At 65.4% G+C, this 21,075-nt stretch carries 12 protein-coding genes; 4 read left to right on the top strand and 8 right to left on the bottom strand.

The features are described 5' to 3' along the window. Window positions 1-199: 199 nt before the first annotated feature. The 3 genes from HY699_09540 to HY699_09530 all read left to right on the top strand — a co-directional run bounded on the left by HY699_09540 (window position 200) and on the right by HY699_09530 (window position 3,164). Window positions 200-1,594, top strand: coding sequence for a hypothetical protein (locus tag HY699_09540; GenBank protein ID MBI4516042.1), 1,395 nt, complete (start codon window positions 200-202; stop codon window positions 1,592-1,594). Between the two features lie 182 nt (window positions 1,595-1,776). Further along, on the top strand, window positions 1,777-2,223 hold the full coding sequence (locus tag HY699_09535; GenBank protein MBI4516041.1) for a hypothetical protein: 447 nt from the start codon (window positions 1,777-1,779) through the stop codon (window positions 2,221-2,223). Between the two features lie 89 nt (window positions 2,224-2,312). Continuing rightward, window positions 2,313-3,164, top strand: coding sequence for a crotonase/enoyl-CoA hydratase family protein (locus HY699_09530; protein ID MBI4516040.1), 852 nt, complete (start codon window positions 2,313-2,315; stop codon window positions 3,162-3,164). Window positions 3,165-3,197: 33 nt separating this feature from the next. On the opposite strand, the gene lspA is transcribed toward HY699_09530, so the two are convergent. Together lspA and ileS are read right to left on the bottom strand one after the other, a co-directional pair. After that, window positions 3,198-3,692, bottom strand: coding sequence for a signal peptidase II (gene lspA / locus HY699_09525; protein MBI4516039.1), 495 nt, complete (start codon window positions 3,690-3,692; stop codon window positions 3,198-3,200). Continuing rightward, entirely contained in the window at window positions 3,689-6,472 is a 2,784-nt protein-coding gene (ileS, locus tag HY699_09520) for an isoleucine--tRNA ligase (GenBank protein MBI4516038.1), read from the bottom strand. Before ileS ends, lspA begins: the two co-directional genes overlap by 4 nt. A 261-nt stretch (window positions 6,473-6,733) precedes the next feature. Here ileS and HY699_09515 point away from each other — a divergent pair, with 261 nt between their 5' ends. Next, on the top strand, window positions 6,734-9,475 hold the full coding sequence (locus HY699_09515; GenBank protein MBI4516037.1) for a hypothetical protein: 2,742 nt from the start codon (window positions 6,734-6,736) through the stop codon (window positions 9,473-9,475). Window positions 9,476-9,506: 31 nt separating this feature from the next. Here HY699_09515 and HY699_09510 read toward each other — a convergent pair whose 3' ends face one another. The 6 genes from HY699_09510 to HY699_09485 all read right to left on the bottom strand — a co-directional run bounded on the left by HY699_09510 (window position 9,507) and on the right by HY699_09485 (window position 21,068). Then, entirely contained in the window at window positions 9,507-14,294 is a 4,788-nt protein-coding gene (locus HY699_09510; GenBank protein MBI4516036.1) for a hypothetical protein, read from the bottom strand. Between the two features lie 16 nt (window positions 14,295-14,310). Beyond that, window positions 14,311-17,838 carry a PKD domain-containing protein gene (locus HY699_09505; protein MBI4516035.1) on the bottom strand — a complete coding sequence of 1,176 codons (3,528 nt, stop codon included), beginning with the start codon at window positions 17,836-17,838 and terminating at the stop codon, window positions 14,311-14,313. 445 nt (window positions 17,839-18,283) lie between these two features. After that, window positions 18,284-19,516 (bottom strand): DNA polymerase IV, encoded by a 1,233-nt coding sequence (locus HY699_09500; protein ID MBI4516034.1) that lies wholly within the window; start codon window positions 19,514-19,516, stop codon window positions 18,284-18,286. Between the two features lie 24 nt (window positions 19,517-19,540). Beyond that, window positions 19,541-19,834: a DUF3106 domain-containing protein gene (locus tag HY699_09495; GenBank protein ID MBI4516033.1), complete on the bottom strand. Its 294-nt coding sequence runs from the start codon at window positions 19,832-19,834 to the stop codon at window positions 19,541-19,543. A 116-nt stretch (window positions 19,835-19,950) separates the two neighbouring features. Continuing rightward, window positions 19,951-20,493, bottom strand: a complete 543-nt coding sequence (locus HY699_09490) for a zf-HC2 domain-containing protein (protein MBI4516032.1) — start codon at window positions 20,491-20,493, stop codon at window positions 19,951-19,953. Continuing rightward, window positions 20,490-21,068: a sigma-70 family RNA polymerase sigma factor gene (locus HY699_09485; GenBank protein MBI4516031.1), complete on the bottom strand. Its 579-nt coding sequence runs from the start codon at window positions 21,066-21,068 to the stop codon at window positions 20,490-20,492. The genes HY699_09490 and HY699_09485 overlap by 4 nt, the downstream gene beginning before the upstream one ends. Window positions 21,069-21,075 lie beyond the last annotated feature (7 nt).

Raw genomic sequence — 21,075 nt, 5'->3', positions numbered from 1 at the left:
TACGTCAATGACATCATCGGCCTGTTGACGACCCGGTCTTTCGTCCAAGATACTTTGCAAGATCGCATAGCACAGCGCACAACGCAACATCTGATGGCAAGGGGGTGATCGCAATGTGAGGCGGGCGCGACAAGAGGCCAATTCACAACTCGACTCGTGAGTTCAGTGTTATTCTGACCAACTGCCTTGGAGGGGCGCTATGAAGACGTATCGTCAACTAAGGACCACTCGGAGCATTACCAAGACCGCAGGCCGCGCCTGGCGTACCATCGCCGCCTGTACATTAGCGCTAGCCGCCAGCGCCGGCCCGGCCCTGGCCGAATGCGACACCAGCATCTGTAGCGGCGACCCCTGCACGATTACGGGGACGCATTACATCGACTGCCTTTGCGATCTCAACTTCGGCAGCAAGACCGTCACCATCGCCCCCAGCGCCACACTGAGAGCCGATGGCTGCTGCTTCAGCATCGAAGCCGCCAACCTAATTGTCTCGGGCACGCTCAGGGCGCGAGCTGGGTGTATCACCGTCACCACCACCGGCTACGTCACGACGAACATCGTCAGCAATTCCGCCGGCACGATCGACGTGAGCGATGGCGGCTCGGCCGACATCACGGCGGGTGGGGCCGTCACCCTGAATGGCAGGAATGTCGATGCCGACAACAGTGCCGGCTACGCCGGCGACATCGCCATTATCGGCTCTTCGGTCAGCGGCACCAGTGCCGTCCATGCCGATGGCGGCGATGGTGGTGACGGGGGAAATCTAGACATCAGCAGCACAACCGGCGCGGTGAGCCTGACTGGAAACGTCACCACGAACGGCGGTGGCAGCTACGGCTGGGGCGGTTACATTACCGTCGACTCGGCTGACGCGCTTACGGTTGGCACCAGCACTAGACGAATGCAAGCCAAGGGCGCTTCCGGAGGCGACGGCGGCACCATTGACCTGACCGCCGCGGGCAGTGCCGCGATCAACGGCGACATCAACGCCAATGGCGCCGGCACCGATGGCGGCTACGGCGGTGACATCTCCATCGACGCAGCTTACTTCTCCTGCGCCACCGTGAGCGCAATAACCGCCACCGGCGGTTCCGGTGGTGGCGACGGCGGCTACATCGATATAACGGCAACCTGCGGCGCTAGTGTCGACTGTGACATGGATGTGGGGGGTCAGGGTGAAATGGCTTGGGGCGGAGATATCACCATCGATGCCGGTGCGGGCTCCGGCTGCACCGCCCTAGTCACGGCTAACAGCCGACTCGAAGCCGACTCGAGTGGCACCGATGCTTCGGACGGCACCGTCGAGGTGTCCGGCTGCAGCGTAACGCACTCCGGGGTGTTCGATACGCGCAATACCAATCTCGACTCCGGCACCAACATCGTCAGGTACCGCAACAATTTTACCGCCAACGCGGGTTCGTCGATGCTCGCAGATGACGACGGCGGCAACCTCATTTATTGCCGTTGTGTCGACACCACCCCCGCAGATGGCGTGTGCGACACACCTGCCGCCTGCGTCAATAGCCCAACTTTGAACGGCACGGTCAACCCAGCCGCTACCATCATTCCCACGGCCATGGCGGCGTGCAGCTGAACGCACCCAGCATCTGCATCCGATAGCCGCGACATCCCACCCGCCCGTGCGCAAGCGCACGGGCGGGCGGGCCCGTAGGACGGGCTTGCGACGGCGGACTCGACACACGGAGGGCTTCAATGGGTAGACTTGCTAATTATACGGCCGCGTCCTTGATGCTTTTGGCTGTCGGCGGTGTGTTGTTGGCTGCACCTCCCGGCTTGGCTCAGGAGCAAGTCCCTGAGCCTGAGGCCCGCGCAACCCAGCGCGCCGTCGAACGCGCTGAGCGCCGCCGTTTGCGGCTCAATCCGCAGGCGGGCACGCAGACGCGGGACCCGCAGCCGGTCGAGCTACGCGATCCGCTGCCGCTGCCGGTCGAGCTGCGCAACTTGGCCGCGCTACTGGCCACGGGCAAGCCGGTCGGTGAGGCCTGTCCCGGAAGCGAGCCGTGCGTACTCAAGCTCACTCCCGCCGTCCGCGAGGTGGTGGTGATCACCTCCGTGTGGTCTGCCGCCAAGGTCGAGTGCGACGATCTCAAAACCAGTTCGCCCAGCAACGGCACCCCCATCGCACCCTGGTGGAGTTGCAAGCGCCAGCTGCTGATCGAGGGACCAGGAGCCGGCTACACCGGATTTGTCGTAATCAAGTGACGCCGCTCACCAGCAGCCTTGGGCGACTGCATCCGACATGTTGCCTGCCGGGTTGCACCCGCAGTAAGCCCACACGCCGGAGGGCTGAGATGCAATACGAGCAAATCCGGTACGAGGTCACCGATCGCGTTCTAACCATCACGCTGAACCGGCCCGACAAGCTCAACGCCTTCACCCCGACCATGTGCCGCGAGCTGCTCGACGCCTTCGAGCGGGCCGATCGCGACGACGATGTGCGGGTAGTCATCGTCACCGGTGCCGGGCGCGCCTTCTGTGCCGGTGCCGACCTCAGCACTGGCGGCGACACCTTCGACAACACCGCGCGCGACACCATTGCCGATCACCGCGACGGCGGCGGCCTGGTGAGCTTGCGGATCTTCGAATCGACCAAGCCCGTTATCGCCGCCATCAACGGGCCCGCCGTCGGCGTCGGCATCACCATGACCTTGCCGATGGACATCCGCCTGGCCGCCAGCAGCGCCCGCATCGGCTTCGTTTTCGCCCGCCGCGGCATCGTGCCGGAGGCATGCAGCAGCTACTTCCTGCCGCGCATCGTCGGCATCAGCCAGGCGGCCGAGTGGGTGTACAGCGGGCGCGTCTTCGACGCCGCGGAAGCACTGCAGGCTCGGCTCGTGAGCCGCGTACTGGCACCGGAAGCGCTGCTGCCCACCGCTCACGCCCTCGCCCGCGAGATCGCCGACACCACTTCGGCAATGTCGGTGGCGCTTTCACGCCAAATGCTCTGGCGCATGCTCGGGGCCGATCACCCCATGGCCGCGCACCAGCTCGACTCGCAGTGCATCTTCTTCATGGGCAGCTCGCCCGATGCGGTGGAAGGGGTGAAGTCATTTCTCGAAAAACGTCCGCCCGCGTTTACCATGAAGCCCAGCCGCGACCTGCCGCCGTTCTATCCGTGGTGGCAACCGCGGCCCTTCAAGTAGAGCCGGCGTTTCGCCGACGCCTCGCCGCACCGCTCAGGCACCCGCCGGCGGTTTCTCCTCGCGCACAAACAGTGAGTGCAGTAGCAGAATCACTACGCCGGTACTGATGAACGAATCGGCGACATTGAAGGTCGGCCAGTACCAGCCGCGCCAGTGCACGTCTAAGAAGTCAACCACGGTACCGGCGGTCATGCGGTCGATCAGATTTCCCAGCGCGCCCCCGAGAATGCCCCCGAGGGCGAACAGCAGCAGGCGGTGGCCGGGGGCGACTTGGCGCACGAAGTACAACAGCGCAACCACCGCGGCGCTCGAAACCGCGATAAAGAACGGCAGCCGCACCGCCGCGCTGGTCTCGCGCAAGAAGCCGAAGGCACCGCCGCTGTTGCGCACGTATGTCAGGTGGAAGAAGCCGTCGACCAGCGGGATCGACTGGTACAGCTCCATCCGGCTCTGGACCGCCCACTTGGCGGCCTGATCGAGCCCGACCACCGCCAGCGCCAGAGCGCCAACGAAGACGTAACGGCTCATGCGCTCGCCACCACGCCCTGGCAGCGATCGCACAAGCCGGGATGATCCGCGTGTGTGCCCACGGCCTCGCTGTAGTTCCAGCACCGCTCGCACTTGGCGCCGCGCGCCGGCTGCACTTGCACCCTGAGCTCGCGCAACAGCGGGCTGGCTTCCACCTCCAAGCGCTCGACCAACTCGACCTGCGAGACGATGAACAGCGCCGGCAGATCCGCGGCCGCCGCCGCCAGAGCGGGGCGCAGCCCGTCGGCGGCCGCCAGCTGCACGCGGGCATCGAGTGAGTGGCCGATCTGCCCGCTCTGCCGGGCCTCTTCCAAGGCCTTGGTTACTGCCGCGCGAACCTCCAGCAGACGCTCCCAGCGGGCGCCCAGCGCCTCGCTGTCGGTCGCAGCCGCCGCCGCCGGCAAGCCGGCCAGAAACACACTCGCCGTCTTGCCGGCGCTTGCCGGCGTATGTTGCCAGATCTCCTCGGCGGTGAACGACAGGATCGGCGCCATCAGCCGGGCCAAGGCATCGACTACGAGCCACTGCACCGTTTGCGCCGCACGCCGCTCGCGGCTCCCCGCCGCCGAACAGTAGAGCCGGTCCTTGACGATGTCGAGATAGAGCGCGCTGAGATCAACGACACAGAAATTGTTCAGGCTGTGGTAGACCAGATGAAACTCGTAGTTATCATAGGCTTCACGGCAACGGGCGATCAGCGCCTGGGTGCGGTGCACGATCCAGCGATCGAGCTCAGGCATCTCCGCCGGCGGCACACGGTCGCGGTCGGGGGAGAAATCATAGAGATTGCCCAGCAGGAAGCGCGCGGTGTTGCGGATGCGGCGATAGGCCTCCAGCAAGCGCTCGAGGATCTCGGGCGAGATGCGCATGTCGTCGCGATAGTCCGCCGCCGACACCCACAGGCGCAGGATCTCGGCGCCGTACTTGCTGGTCAGCTCCTTGGGCGCCACCACGTTGCCGAGCGACTTTGACATCTTCTTGCCCTCGGCATCGACGAAGAAGCCGTGCGTCAGCACCGCCCCGTAGGGCGCCGGCCGACCGGTGCCGATCGCCGTCAGCAACGAGGTGTGAAACCAGCCGCGATGCTGGTCGCTGCCTTCGAGATAGAGATCGGCGCGCCCGCCGAGCTGCGGGCGGGTTTCCACCACCGCCGCGTGACTCACGCCGGAGTCGAACCAGACATCGAGGATGTCGCGTTCGCGGCGGAACTGCCGGCCGTGACACTTCGGGCAGCGGAGGTCGGCGGGCAGCAATTGCTCGTTGCTGCCGGTGAACCAAATGCCGGAGCCGTGCTCGGCGATCTGCGCCGCCGCGTGCTCGGCCACGCTGGCATCCGCGATCGCTTCGCCGCAGCCCTCGCAGTACACCGCCGTGATCGGCACGCCCCACACCCGCTGGCGCGAGATGCACCAGTCCGGGCGGCTTTCCATCATGCCGCGGATACGGTCGCGGCCCCACGGCGGAATCCACTGCACCCGGTCGATCGCCGACAGCGCCCGGGCGCGCAGATCGTTCTTCTCCATCGGGATGAACCACTGCTCCGTGGCGCGAAAGATCACCGGCTGTTTACACCGCCAGCAATGGGGGTAGGAATGGGTATAGCGCTGCTGCGCCAGTAGCGCGCCCGCGGCCCGCAGCATACCGAGCACGGCCTCGTCGGCTTTAAACACAAACTGGCCGGCCAACTCGGGTACGTCCTTGGTGAACTTGCCGTGGCCATCGACGGGGCAGTAGACGTCCAAGCCGTTGGCGACACCGATTTCGTAGTCCTCGGCCCCGTGCCCGGGCGCCGTGTGCACACAGCCGGTGCCCTGCTCCAGGGTTACGTGGCTGCCAAGTAGAAACACCGAGTCACGGGCGAGCCAAGGATGGCGTGCGCGGCCGCCGTGCAACTCCGCCCCGCTGATGCGCACCAGCTCGCGCGGTGCCGCCCATTTCAGCGCCGCCGCGGTGGCGGCCAGCAGCCCGTGCGCGACCAGGTAGACCCGGCCGTCGACTTCGACGGCGAGGTATTCGAAATCGGGATGGAATGCGATCGCCAGGTTGGCCGGCAAAGTCCACGGCGTGGTGGTCCAGATGATCACCGCCGCCTCGCGGCCGCGCAGTGGCGCCAGCGCCGCCGGTAAGGGCTCGCTCAATTTGAAAGCCACATAGATTGCCGCCGACTGGTGATCGGCGTACTCGACTTCGGCTTCGGCCAGCGCGGTCACGCACGACGGGCACCAGTACACCGGCTTCTTGCGCCGGTAGAGCACGCCCGAGGCCATGAAGCGGCCGAGCTCGCGCACCTCGGCCGCCTCGTATTGCGGGTCAAGCGTTAAGTACGGGTGTTCCCAATCGGCGAACACGCCGAGCCGCTTGAACTCCTCGCGTTGGATATCGACGAACTGCAGCGCGTGCGCGCGGCAGCGGCTGATGACCTCGGCCGGGTCCGCGCCGCCGCGGCCCCGGCCGAGCTTCTTCTCGACTTGCAGCTCGATCGGCAGGCCGTGGCAGTCCCAGCCCGGAATGTAAGGCGCCAAGTAGCCGGACATCGACTTCAGCTTGACGATGAAGTCCTTGAGGATCTTGTTGAGCGCCTGGCCGAGGTGGATGTTGTTGTTGGCGTACGGCGGGCCGTCATGCAGGATGAACTTCGGCTTCCCGGCGTTTGCCTGCTGCAAGCGCTCGTAGATGCTCATCGTCTCCCACTGAGCCAGCATCTCGGGTTCGCGCTGCGGCAAATTGGCGCGCATCGGGAACGAGGTCTTGGGCAAGTTGAGCGTGTGCTTGTAGTCCATGACGAACAGCGGTGTGCGGGACTCTTACCAGCGGCGATGCACGGATTCAATTCGCCCAACGCTTGCGCGCGAGCGAGCAGCACCGGTTGGAGGCCGGAAGGTTTTGTGGTAGCTGGGCGGGCCATGTCGTCTGGCCGACTTGGCGGTCGTAGAGGCCTTTGGCGCGCCGTGTTCTTGGCGGCACTGCTGTTACCTGCGCCGCCGGTTCTTGCGGCACCCGCCGAGTGCCCGGGAATCACCACTCAAGGGGGTGAGACGGGTGTGCCGCTGTTGGGAACGAGCGTGGCCTGCACGGCCAGCGCTTGTCCCTCGGGAGTGGGCAGCTTCGTCGAAGAGGTCATCACGGATCTCTGCAATCTCGGCATCGCACCGGCGCAGTGCGGCAGGTGTGAATGCTGCCGGCACCCGATCACCGACCTGGTGGCCGGTACCGACCTCAGCCCCGTCAAGCCGGTTCCGATCGACTACTGCGGGTTGGGCGGACGAGGGCAGCCGATCGGCGAAGCCGCTTTGTGTCTACTGCGTGACCTGGCCAAGCCGGCTCGCAACCCGTCGTTGGGCGGACCCGGCATCCACCTGAGCAAGAGCCTGCCGATCGTGATCGGCAACATAGCCATCGACCAGCGCGTCGGATTCGTCAACTTCAACCTGCCCGCCCGCCGCATGCGCGGCTACCACTCGGTCAACTTCTGCCTGCCGGTGCTCGGCTGCGTGAACAACCAGACCCAGAACTTTACCGCGGAGTTGGTGCACGATTCCGATGGCCCCATCACTTGTGCCGACTACGCCTTTGAAGACCCGTGGCTGCTGCGGATGAACAGCGACGACCTTGAACACAACCTCACCCTGAAGGTCGGCCCGTTTTCGATCTACACCCCGATTGGGCCGGTGAGCGTGACGCCGCGCCTCGACTACGAAGCCAATTTCGAGGCGGCGACGTCCAACTGGGCCGACGGGAACTTTCGTACCGAGCGTGCGCTGTCGTGCGCCACTCGCCGCTTGCTCGATGTCGGCGATTCGAGCGGCGCACTGCTGGCATCGAATCTGGCAGGGCAATCCCTTGAGCCGACTTCCGGCTGGGATTCGATCCTTGGGCTGGGCGGTCGTGACCCCGATCACGCCAGCCCGGCGTGGAGCCCGCCGCCGGGAAACTTTCCGCCGCGGCCTGACTTCGACTTTTCGGTGGCGCGTGCCGCGGACGAGAAGAAGCCGGCCAACCGCTTTCGTGCCGGGGTCAAGGTTAGTTATGGCCTCGATGCGCTTGGCATCAAGCTGAGCATTCCGCCCTTCAGCCTCGATAACGCCGAAGTGTACGCCACCTCGGATCTCGACGCGGCATTTTCAAGCCAGTTTCAGCTCTCCTTCGAGGAAGGCCGGTTCAAGAGCCTGCCCCCGGACTGCAATCCCGCTCCGGACACCGCCGTCGTGCTGCGCAGCGCCCTCGAGACCTTCGCCGAGCTGCTGGTCAAGGCAGGAATCCGCATCGATTTCTCGATCGACCTCGGCTTTTACACCAAGCACTTCCACATTCACAAAGAGGTTCCGGTCATCAACCCGCAGGTCCAGGACAACGTTGCCCTTGGGCCGCTTGCGGAGGCCAGAATAATCATCGGCGTGCCGCCGCAACCGGGGCCGCAATCATATAGCCAGTTCTCCAGCTTCAGTGCCGGCAATGAAAACGGCCTGGCGTTCGTGTCCGAGTGTCTCAACCAGCCGCCGCCCGCCGATCAACCACCACCGCCGCCGCCGCAGTTGACGCCCGGCGACCCGCGCGACTTGCTCAAGCCGCTTCAGTTCCCGTGTAACATCTGCCTCTTCCTGCCGGACAGCATTTATTCGGCCTGCCTCCCCAAGGCCGGAGTTCCCGCTGATTACGACTGCGGCTTCGGCGTCAACGGGGGCCCGTGCCCCGACCCGAACTGCGAGAACGTCGCCATCGCTCCGCCGGTGGCGGCGAATCTTACCGAGGTTCTCTTTCCGGTCTCGCAGAGCGCGTTGCCATCAGGCCAGCAATGGCTTTGTAACCAGACCGAGAAGAGCGGTTGCTTCGATCTCTGCCAGTACGATCCTAACGCAGCCCAGCCGCTGGTAATCGCGGAGTCGGCGGTCACCAAGTTCGGTGCGGTCTGCCGCGACGGGGTGCCGGGAGGCAGCAGCGGCACCAAGCAAGGTCTGCCCTGTAGCACCTCTGCCGGCTGCGACGACGGCAATCCGTGCACTACCGACCAGTGCATCTTCGTTGGTGAATTCGGTAACTGCCAGCTAACCGCGAGTCAGGGCGCGTGTGACGACGGCTCATACTGTAACGGGGCCGACACGTGTGCTCTGGGCGTCTGCGGCAACCACGCGGGCAATCCCTGCGTCGGGGCCGGCAACTGCTGCGATGAGGTCGGCGATACCTGTCCGGCCACCTGTTCGACCACGCCCTGCGATGGTAAAAACGAAAACGACCCGTGCGACGACGGCAGCGCCTGCACCAGCGGCGACAAGTGCGTCAGCAGCCCCGCCGGCCTACAGTGCCGCGGGGAGCCTTCGATCAGCTGCAATCAAACCGGGGTGTGCAGCTCCAACCTGTGCGTGGATAGCCAGAGCGGGCCGCAATGCGTCGAGCAGTCCAGCGGCGCCTGCCCTCCCGATTGCGGCGATGGCAATCTCGATCCGGGCGAGCAGTGCGACGGCACAGATGACGTCGCCTGCCCTGGGGAGTGCCAGCCGGATTGCGGCTGCCCGCCGCCGCAGCATGACGATGGCGACCCGTGCAGCGATCCTGCCCAGTGTGCTTCAGGCTTTTGCGCCGACGGCGTGTGCTGCAACTCTTCCTGCGGCGGCCTGCGGCAGCAATGCGACGTTGCGGGCCAGGAAGGAACTTGCACGGACCGCACCGTAATCGCGCCGGCAGCCTCGCCTGCGGCACTTCTGGTCGCGGTGGCGGTGACGCTGTTGTTGGGCGTGCGCCGTTGGCGCGCCCGCCACCCAGTGGGGAGCGCGCACCACAAGAAGTGAAATAGTTGCCGGCACTTGGTTGAGAAAGCCCTCAATCCTGCGAAATACGTCTGGGGAGACCCCAAAGGGCATGAGCTGGCAAAGCTGTGCCCTGACAATCTCGGCCACGCGGCGGCCAGCTGCACCTTGTGCCGGGTGAAGTTCCAAGGCGTACGGATTCGGCGGCCTTCGGCCGCGATCGGCGCAGTCTCTGGCGTGGGCGCGGGTGGGCCACCTCTGAGCTGTGGGTCGGCGGTGTGATGGCGGGGGTTTCGGTCGGCGTCGCGGTGGCGGAAGGGGTCACGGTTGGTATGGGAGTCGGCGCCGGCGTGCGGGTCGCCGTGGCTGCCGGTGTCGGCGTCGAGGCATCGGGCGGCTTTGCCATCGGCGTCGCCGGCGTGTGCTGGCTCACTGTCGTCGGCAAGCGGAATGCGCTGGCCGTGGGCGTCACCGCGGGCATGCCGGTGCGCTCGAGGCCGAGCGTGCCGGCGGGCGCCGTGAGGTCGAGCTTGATCCAGTCGATCAGTCCCTGAAAGACGTTGTTGGCGTGATTGGTGACGTTAGCGCCGATGGTGAAGGCACCGTCAGCGGTCTTGATCTGATCTCCGGTGTAGAGCTTGGAGATATCGCTGCTGTAGGATTGACTGCTGTTGGTACAGTTGGCGCTGCCCGACCAACTCTCTCCCGTTCCGCTTCCGTCTGTTCCTTCGTCATCGACGTAGATGTCCGCCGGCACAAAGAACTGGCCCGGTACGCCGCCGGGCTTGTTCGAGCTCCAAACGGCTTTCACTCGATACCAGTGATCCGACACGATCGGGCAGGCGACGTAGTCGGTCAGCACCGGCTTCCATGCACTACCACCGTGAGCATCGACCGGACTAACCCAGAAGGCGATTGCGGCCGTGCCGCTCGGGGCGTTGAACGTGCCGCCCGCCCAGCTGTTGTTGCGCCAGACCGACATCTGGTAATTGCCGCCTCCGTCCCGAGCGAACACACGCTTAACGTATTGGGCGGTGCCGGCCAGGCCGGTGGGCTTGATGCGGGCCTCGATCGTCATGCTCGTTGACGCCTGCAGGCAGGTGGGGTTGTACTCGAAGTCAACGTAGTTATTGACGCCATCGCCGGTGTAGTAGCCATCGCCCGACAGCGTCTGCGCCGGATCGTTGACGGCGCCGAACAGCACCTGCTGTTGGTCAACGATGGCAGCGGTGGCCGCGGGCTCGTCGAACTGGAAGCTGGTTTCGCCGCTGGGGCATCCACCCGCCACCGTAATCGTGACAGCGTCAGTTGCGGCGGCGTTGTCGTACTCGTCGAAGACGGAGGTGCTGGCGGGAGCCAGTGCATCAACTCCGGCGTCATTCGCGGTATCCAGCGGCGCGCTCAAGCGCACGGTTGCCCTACCCGCCCCGGCCCCGTGACTGACGCCGACTATCGTGCGCCCGTCGTCGAGATCGGTGAGGGTGAAATCGTCCGGCTGCAAGCTGCCGCCCGTGGTGGCATAGACGCCTTCCGAGAAGAGAACTTCCAGCTCGTCGCTTCCGTACATCCCCGTGACCGTGCTGATTCGCGGCGCGGACTGCGCATCGACCGCGGCGAAATAGCCGGCGTCCTTGCTCACGTTCCAGACCTTGGCCTCATCGATCATGCCCAGGAAGTTGGTTGCCTCCCAGTCGAAACCTCCGACCGCGAACTCCGAAGCACACCACTGCGCTTGGTAGCAAATGGTCTGATTCCACGGGCTGTTCTCCGAATACGCAAAGATCGATGTCTCGCCGGCTTCCGGCTGCATGCTGTTGCCGGTGGCATCGCTGGTGGTCACGTCCTCCCCATCGACGTAGATCCGCACTCTGCCCACCCGCGGATCGGCCGGATTACGGTCCGGGCCGGCGCCGTCGAAGACAGCGGCGACATGGGTCCAGCGGTTGAGCGGTACGGCGACCGCGCTGTACGCGCCGCGCACCCCGGCGGCGCCGCCCTGAGCGAAGCCGTTGTTGTCGGCCTGCATGTTGAAAGCCGCGCGCAGAGTGGCGCCGACTTGTTTCAGCGAGAAGCCGTACCCCCCCGAGTCGTAGCCGGTGTGTTTACGAAAAATCGTATATTCGCTCTTGCTGTCATCGTTCGGATTGACCCAGGCTTCGAGCGTGGTGGCGTATTTCATCTCCGTATATTTCCAGGTGCCGTGCTTGCCTTCGTCCGTGGACCAATAGTTGTCCTTGGTGCCGACTGCCACGCCGACGTCTTCGCCAAACACTGCCGCCTGGCCGACCCTGCCGGCGGCGAATGAGCCGGCGGCTGAGTACCAGCGACCGTGGAGCCGGAAGCTGCCGGAGTCGTTCAGGCCGCCCTCGAAGCGGAGATCGAGCACGAGCGCTCCGTTCCATGTCCGAGTCGAGCCGGCGCCGCTCGCGTGATACATGCCATGGATAGTGTTGCAATTGTCGCAATCCCGCGGACCCCAATTGCCGGCGTTGTGACAACCGGCGTTACCGCACGACATGCCGGCGTGCCAATCCGAGTAATAGTAGTGGCACGCGTTGCAGAGCGTATTGTGTGAGCGGCCACCGGGGTTGCCGTTGATCGTCGCTCTCATCTTGGCGCCGATTCCGGCCTCGTGCGTAACGTGGCAGTCGCTGCACGACAGCACGAAGTTGACGCCGGCGATCCGCTCCTGTTGGGCGTAAGCGGAGCGCGACCAGACCATCTCGCCGCGCCCTCGCGGAATAACCGGCCAGCACTGCGCCTGAGCGCCGGTGCAATCGTCGCCATCCCAGCCCTCCGCCACGCCGAACGAGAACCAGTTCGGGGCGGCGCCGCCCCCGTTGGGGACGTTGGCAGAGACGAGCCCATGGTTGTCACTGGACCAGCTGATGCTGCCGTGCGGCCCGAACTCCGCCTGCGGAGTGGAGTGGCAATCGAGACAGAAGGTGACGTAGTCTGGGAGTTGCGTGCCATCCATAACATCGCCGCTCGGCGTCTGATACTTGCCGCTGCCGGCGTAGTTGCTCATCTTCTGGCCGTTCTTGTCCCCCCACACCGCGGTATTGTTGGTGAACCTGGTCAGTGCTGAGACATTGGGATTCGCCGCCGACGTCAGTCCGGTCACGATGTGGACATTGTGGCAAGAGACGCATTCGAGGGAATAGCTCTTGCCGCCGGTTGCGAACTCCACATGAAGAGCGTGACCGGCGTGACCGCTGTGGCATGAATCACAGAGGCCTTCCTTGTTGGCTTTCGTCATCGCAGCGGACGAGGTTCCGTGCACCTCGTGGCAATCGGTACAGAGCGCGCCGGCGTGGGCCGAGGTCTCGAACGCTGCGGACGTCGTGTAGAAGTCCGGAGAGTGGTGCGCGGGGCCTCCCGGTTCGTGACATTGGGTGCAGAGCGTGTTGTCCTGGTTGTTCGGATAACGCAACCGCTCGCTGCTGGCACCGATGTGTGGCGCGCTGGCGTCGTGGCAATTGGTGCAGCTCTGGTTCGCTCCGGGGTTGCCGCTGTCACCTGAGGTGGCTTGCCACGACATCGCCGGGTATGTTGCCGGCCGGCCGTGTCCGGTGACGTAGTACCCGTAGCTGCTGTTGTTTCCCACCTTGTTCGGCGCGCTTCGGCCTTGGACGACCGAGGGTACTTCGTCGTGGCAGGTGATGCACCAATGCTCCTTACCGGGTTTCAACTCCGCCCCGGCATAGACCCCGGTCTCCCAGTTGTTCTTGGCGCCGACCACCGTATCGTTCACACCGTCGTAGCTGCCACCGGGGCTATGGCAGGGGCTGCAAGCCGTAGTGATCGCCAGGTCTTGCGCGTCATTGAAGAGCGGCAAGTTGGCGGTGTCGTGGCAGGTGGCGCAGCCCAACCCCAACTGCGGCCCCACGTGGATTGCATGCGAGCCTTGGGTGCCGTGGCAGGTGGTGGCCGTACCGCAGCTGCCGCCGGTAGCGCCGGTGTGCCCGGCAAATGCAAACCCAGCCGCGTGAGTGTGGCAAGTGGTGCACTTGCGTCCAGCCCCGCCGCCGATGTTGGCGTGGTTCTGATCGGGGGCGCTGCCGTCGTTGCGGAAGTGGCCGGTCTGCGTGTGGCAGATCTCGCAAATGCCGTCGTAAGTACTGTCGCCGTCGGCGAAGGAGTAGGAGCCGGTATCGGCAAAGAAGCGCACCGCTCGCGGACCGCTGCTGGGCGTCGTGACGGTGGCCCGGATGAGCCCGCCGTAAGCAATCGCGAAGGCGTCGCCCGGGCGACTACGCGCCTGATCGACTGTCCCTGTGACGGTGAGGGTGTCGATCGTGTTTGACACAATGTGATAGTTAACGGAGCGATCCGCGATATCGCCGATGACGATGTTTCCCGCCCAACGGTCGGGAGTCCAACCGGCGCCCGCCATCGTCATCGTCTGCGGCGACACCGCCGTCAACACGCCGGCGAACAGGTCGCTCGCACTACCGTAGCTCTGGAGCTGCCGCTGCTTGTGGACCTCGTGGCAAGTTGTGCACTCGACACTCCAACTGCCGTACTTGCTGCCGACCGCTAAGCTCGAGTGCGTCTTCACGAATGGGGCCACAATGTCGTTGTGACAGCTCCAACACCAGGAGTTGCGCGGGGTGTTGTCGAGGTTCTCGGGCACGTGCTGCACCGAACTTGGCAGCCAGCTTGGCAGGACTCCCTGGTGCACCTGATGGCACGAGCGACAGTCAATACTGTTGGCGGCGTTATGGGGATAGTCGAGTGCCGCGATGGGAAGCGCCCCGCCGCTCAGCAGGAGAAAGACGCACAACCGCGCAAGCAACAGCGGCGCTGGCCGTCCGATTGCGGGTAAGCGCTGCTGGGCGCACGGCAATTCGCCGGTCATGGCGGCGCCCTCTTGCTCACGGGGCGGTGGCGGCGATGCCGTTGCCCAGGCTGCTCGGCCCCAGCGCAATCGTGGCCGCCGGCGCGGTGAAGCTGTAGCCGGCTTTGGTCACCGTCAGTGTGTATGTGCCCGGCTTGAGCGAGCCGGCCGAGAACGTCCCATTGGCCGCCGTATAGACGGTCCTGACAACGCTTGTGCCCTTCTTCACCTGAACGCTGGCCGAGACCACGGCCGTGCAGGCTTGCTGCGTCGAGGCGAAGGTGTGACTGGCGTAAGCCGTACCTATCGGCTTCTCGCAGCGGCCGGCGCTCGCATTCCAATTTGCCCCGCAGCCGGGTGGATTTGCGCCGGCGGTTCTGGCGCAGACCGTCTGGGTCGAACACTGGATGGTGCACTGACCACCGGCCCAAGTAGCGGTGGCGCTCTTCACGACGGTACCGGCAATAGTGAAGTAGGCCGGGCTGACGGTAAGGGCCTCACTGTCCTGCTGGCCCAGCGTGTCGATGGCTTTGTGGGTAATCGTGAACGGACCGACGTTCAAATAGGTGTGGGTAAAGGTATCCCCTGCCGATCCCGTCGCCAGCATGGTGCCGTCACCCCAGTTCACCGTCACCAGGCGCACGCCGTCGTCATCCACCGAGGCATCGACGAGGGTTGCCGTCCAGGTGTCGGCGCCGAAGCTGAACACGGAACTCGCCAGCGGCGGCAGGTCGGCGGCCACGACCGAAATCGGCGAGGACTTGGTGTGCTGGGTGAAGTTCACGTTGTCCAGCACCGTGGCGCGCACGCTGAAGGTGCCGGCGGCGCCGTAGGTGTGCGACGGCGCCACTCCCGAACCGGCCGACAAATCGCCGAAGTTCCACGAATAGGAGCAGTTCCCGCTCGGGCAGTAGGAGGCGGAGGCATCGAAGGCGACGCTCAGCCCGTTGAGAACGTAGGAGAACATCGCGGTAGGTGAAGGGACACCGGCGACGGTGGGGTCGGCGTAGGCGGCGCGGCCCAGAAGCTCGTCTTGATTGAGAGTGTTACGAATGGTGCTCCCGGGGGAGCCGGACAAATCGATGACCACCGCGCTCCCGGTATCACTCTTGGTGTCAAACACGGCCTTGATGCGCTCGGCCGCGGTGGCACTGCCGGCGATATTCACGGCGGTTTGTACGATCCCGGCGCCGCCGTCCGTGGGCTGACCGAAGAGGGTGAAGGTCTTGTCGAAGAAGCCCACCGACTTGATGCTGTAGTCGGGACTATTCGGATCGCTGCTGGAGTGGCACATGACGCAACCGCCGCCGGCCGGCGAGCCGAGAATCCTGCCGGACGATTTCGGCGCCACGTTATGATTGACGGTCTGCTGCTCGAAGGACAGGTTCATGACCGGCTCCGCGACGCCGCCGGTTCGCAGCCGCGCCACCATGTCGGTCACTTCCGGAGCCGTGTTGACGATCAGGGCAACGTCGCCCCCTTGCGCGCGGTTCAGCGGCCAATCGTAGGTACCGTTGCCGTCGCTGTCACCGTAAGCGGCACGCAGGGCCTCAGCTGCCACTTGCGCCGTGCGCTGTAATACCGGCCGCTGCGCCGCCGCGCTGCCGTCGAGGTTCCACGAGAGGGCGTCGCCCCACCAGGCAACGCTGACCACGGATACCGGCACAATGTGCATGCCGCTGCCGTCATGGGTCTTGGTCCGCCAGACATACAGCGGCTTGAAGCCGATGCCCGACGGGGCCGCGCTGCGCTGCTCGCGCGCGCCCTGCTGATAGTAGCCGGCGGTGAAATCAACCGTGTCCAATTTCATCGGCCCGTTCACCAGCGGGATGTGACAGGTCTTGCAATCGATGCGATCGAAATGCAGGGCAGGAAAAGCCGCGTGCGCGGAAGCCGGGTCTGGTGCGGAGCCGGTGTTGGGGTGGGTGCGGTTGATGTGGCAGCTCTGGCAGGTCACCGTGTTGTCGAACTGGTCGGTCCCGGCTCCCTCCGGCTTGCTGTTGCCCCGGGCGAACTGGTGATCGATCTTGAAGACCTCGCGCGCCGGCTGAATGAGGTTGCCGCTACCGTCGGTCACGGCGGGGAATATCTCGGGGGTCGCGGGCGTTACCGGATCGGTGAACGGAGCGCCATAGAACTCGGTGTGACAGACGAGGCAGGGGTCCTGATAGTTGCCCGCGGCGCCCAAGAGATAATGGCAGGTCGAGCAGTTGGTGCCGGCGTCAATATGCGCGTCGGGGTTGTTGGCATCGTTGATGGACATGCCCCGCTTGTCGCTGCCGGCGCGGCCGTGGAAGATCCTCCAGTCCACGCTGTTCTTGCCTCCCGGCAGCACCATGTCGGCGTCGTCAACGGTTCCCGCGAGCAGGATCTTTTGGAAGGAACTATAGCCCAGAGGCTGGCCCGCGGGACCGTTGCCGGTGACGCTCGCGTCGGCGAAGTGGCACTGGGCGCAAGCCTCTTTCGGAGGGATGGGGCGGGCGTCCTCGATGTAGACACCTGAGACGCTGGTGTAAGTGAGCCAGCTGAAGAACCAGTTCTGCTCGTTCCACGTCATGCTGCTGACATCGGGGTTCACACCGTTACCGCCCAAGGCCGGGATGCTCAGGTATCCGCTCGCGCCGTCTGGACCCGCGAGTCCGAACGAGGCGGCGTATCCGGGGGCTTTTCGTTCCGACAGCGCATGACTGCGCGCCAGATGGCTGTAACCGTACGCTGTCTCGGTGTGGCAAATGAGGCAGTCGATTTCCCCAGCGCCGCCGGCTTGCCAGTCCGGGGCCTTGGAGACGAGTGTGCCGGTATTAGGGTCGAAGCTGTAGTAGTCACCTTCCTTGGGGCTGGGGTTGGGTCCGCTCTGGAACAGCCCGCCAACCCCGTCGTAGCGGAATCCTTCCCGGTCATACTCCATGTTACCGCCGCCGGGGTGACACCAGGCGCACTGCGAAGTGGCGAAGTCATACGCGCTCATATCGAAGAGCGCGGGCGAGCTGTCACTAGGGGAGGCGAGCTGGCGGCCGAAAATGTCCTTGAAGCCGCCGAACATCCCATGGGAGCTGGCGAATCCCGGCAGCCGGAAGTAGTTCCGCGGGGCCTCGCCCGACTGGGCATCGCGCCCCTGCTGGAAGTGATAGCCGGCGGAGATACCGTGGCGCGCGAAGGGCACGGCATACGCAGGCGAGCCCGCCCCGTGGTCCTTGGAGGCGCTGGCCGGATCGCTCTCGTATAAGGCGCCGAGAACGGGGAACCACATACCGCCAGCGGTGTTGCATGCGTCCTGAGTGGCCGCGCTCACCGTGATCCAAGCGGGTGCCCCGGCATCGAAAACCTTGCACTCTCCGTCGTTTTGGCTCAGACCGTAGCCATTTATGATGCTGGCGTGGCAGCCGGCGTTGCCGATCACGGGCGGGGAACCGAAGAACTGCACGGCGTCCGCAGTCGCACCGGAGCACGTCATCTTCGGGCTGTACGGCGTGCTACTACCCGCGGCGACGGCGCTGCCGCTTGGATCTTTGAGGTAGATCGGACCCCGCGCGAAAGCGCTACTAGCGAGCGTCAGGGCCGACACAGCGACTCCTATACCCAGAAGGGATAGGATGAAGAGCGGCTTGGTATTCTGTGTGCCCCTGTTCATCTTGCGGCAACTCCAGCCGGGTGCGAAATCCGGGGACGAGTCGCAACAGCTTCAACGTGTCTCCCGATCACGCCTCCTCGCCGGCTCTTCGGACTTCTCGGCCTAACATCCCAGCCAGTTTGCGGGAGCAACAGTCATGCCCCACAGCCATCCGCGTACGCACTCGGACCGCTGGCGTGGCAACCGCGACCGGTCTTGGGTGAATCCCCTCTTCGCTGGGGGAAATCCCCCGAAGCCGGCGCGTGCTTTCGCGCACCTCCGCACCTCCGGAACGGTGGCCACTGTAGAGCCGCGGCCGGATTTCAGGCCAGGCGGTCAACCAGGGTGGCCCGTTTGCGAGATGCGACGTGGCGGACTCCGGCCGGTATCGGCGCCGGCGCTACGATTGTGAATTACGGCGGGACTTGAGCGACAGCGTGGGGGCAGCCTTCTCGGCACGGGCCAGGCCGCGGGAGATGCTGGCGTCGCCGAAGCGTTCGACGATGGCGTCAACCGCGCGGTTGAGCGCACCGCGCTTGCGGGCAAGTTGCGCCGGCGCATCATCGAACAGCGAGAGCTGCGGCGGGCCGGCCTCGCTGATGCCGCTGGCCGAGACCCCGATCAGCCGAATCGGCCGCTTCAGCGCCCATTTCCGCCACAGCCCCAGAGCCGCGTCGCCGATCACCTTGCCGTCATCTGTTGCTTCCGGCAGAGTCAGCCGCCGCGTCAGCAAGGGATAACGGCCGGGGCCGATGCGCTCCGCCAGCTTCACTTTCAAGGTAACCGTGCGGCCGCGCCGTTGATCGCGCCGCAGCCGTTGCGCCACCGCTTCGGCATGCGCGATGATGGTCTGCCGCAGCGGCTCGCCATCGCTGACGTCGCGCTCGAAGGTGTTCTCCTCGCCGTACGACTTGCGCTCGCGTTCCGCCTCGACCCGCCGGCCGTCTTCGCCGCTGGCCAACTGCCACAGCTCGACGCCGAATCCGCCCAGCCGCTCGTGCAGCACCGCCGCACCCGCACGCGCGATATCACCAATGGTGTGTAAGCCGGCGCGCCGCAGCCGCTCCTGCGCTACCGGCCCCACCCCCCAGAGCTGTTCGATCGACAATGGCGCCAGAAACGCCGGCACCTCCCCGGGCTGGACTTCGAGCAAGCCGTCGGGCTTGCTCAGCGCGCTGGCGATCTTCGCCACCATCTTCGACGGCGCGATCCCGACCGATACGATCAAGCCCGTGCGCGCGCGCACCCGCGCCTTCAGCTCCCGGCCGATATCCGCGGGCGCCCCCAGCAACCGCAAGGAGGCGGTGACATCGAGAAACGCCTCATCGAGCGACAGCGGCTCCACCTCCGGGGTGAACTCCTCGAAGATCGCCTGAATCTCGCGCGAGACCGCGACGTAGTGCGCCATGCGGCCCGGCAGGAACACGCCCTGGGGGCACAACCGGCGAGCCGCGACCGCCGGCATGGCGGAATGAACCCCGAATGCCCGCGCCTCATACGAGGCCGCGCTAACAACGCCGCGCGGACCGAGCCCGCCGACAATCACCGGCCGGCCGCGCAACTCCGGGCGATCGCGCTGCTCCACCGCCGCGTAGAACGCATCCATGTCGGCATGCAGAATGACACGAGCCATCGGCCGACCCCCGGGGAAGCCTGCTCACTGCTCTCCGCTTCCGGACTTCTGTTCCTGATAGCGCCGCTTGAGGCGCTGGCGTTGATCGGGCGCTAGTTGGCGGTAACGCTCGTAGTTCTGGCGAATGCGGCTGCGCTCCTGCTCCGGCATCTCGCGCCAGCGCTGGTAGTTGCGTTCAATGTCCTGCTGGCGCTCCGCCGGCAGGGTCTCGTGGCGGCGATAGTTCTGCAAGGCGTCGTAACGCTCGCGCGGGCTGTACTCTTGCCAGCCCTGCGCCAGCCCGCCCGGGGGTGCGGCAACCGCGCTGGCCGCGAGCACACTGCACAGGGTGAGAAGTAAGAAGTGAGAAGTAAGACATGAGCCGGGGGAAGAGGGACGGGGGAAGAGAGACGGGGGACCGGAGACGGGAGTGACGCTCATCGCTTGCTGCCGATCTAGCCTTGGTTGGCTTCGGGGGTTACCGGGGCCAAGATCGTATCGGTGTCGGCGGTGTGAAACCGTTCGAGCACCTCCAGCTCTTCGATCACCGCGTATTCCTTGAATAGGTCGGGCTTCTCCTCGAGCTTCTTTGGCGGCGACTTCACTCCGGTGCTGATCAGCAAGGCATCGTGGTCGCCGAGCGTGGTCACGCCACCCCACACAACGGCCAAGGTGACTGCGAATGCCAACGCCGGACGCCACAGCCAACGCAGGCTGAGCGACCGGCGCGCCGGCTCCGGCTCGGCCGCCAGGCGCAAGCGCATCCGGCGCCATAGATCGTCGACATCGACCGTCTCGGCGCCAGTCAGCGAGCGTAGCAGCGTCTGCTGCTGCCGCGCGCTAGCGCGCACGCTGGCGCCCTCGCTCGCGCACTGCTGGCACGCGTCGAGGTGACGGGCGAGCTGTCGGGCGCGGCGCGTGGGCAGCGCACCATCAACCCACGCCACCAAATCGGCGCGCGCCCCGTCACAGCGCATAGCCAGCCAGCCGAACATCACCGCGTCTCTCCCAAGCGTTCCCGTAGTGTAACCGTCGCCCGATGGATCAGGCTCTTCACCGCCGAGAGCGAGCATCCGAGACTCTCGGCCACGTCTTCGTACGACATTCCTTCGGCGCGCGCGAGCAGCAGGGCGGCCCGCTGTTGCGGCGGCAATGCTCCGAGCACGGCGAGGATATTCTCGGCCGCCTCACGGCTCAATAAGACCTCCTCGCTGCTATGAGCCTCGGGATCGGCCCATTGCATCGGCCGCTCGCTGTCATCGAGCGCGGCGTCGTACGACTGAACGCGGCCATGGTACTCGCCGCGGCGGACCTCGCTCAGGCACATGTTCGTGGCGATACGGTAAAGCCAGGTGGAAAAGCGCGCCCGCGGCGCATATTGCCGGCGCGTCCGGTAGACTTGCAGGAAAACGTCTTGCACCAATTCCTCCGCGCGCGCTTGGCTGCCGACGAACTGCCGTGCGAATCCGACCAGCGGGCGCGCGTACTTGCGAAAAAGCATCTCGAAGGCGCTGCGGTCATCACGCTGCACCGCCAGCATGAGCTGCACATCGGGGTCGTCGGTCGGCGTCACCAGCGCG

This window comes from Deltaproteobacteria bacterium (genome assembly GCA_016210005.1).
Lineage (GTDB): Bacteria > Desulfobacterota > Binatia > HRBIN30 > JACQVA1 > JACQVA1.
This window is presented reverse-complemented; position numbering and strand designations above follow the sequence as displayed.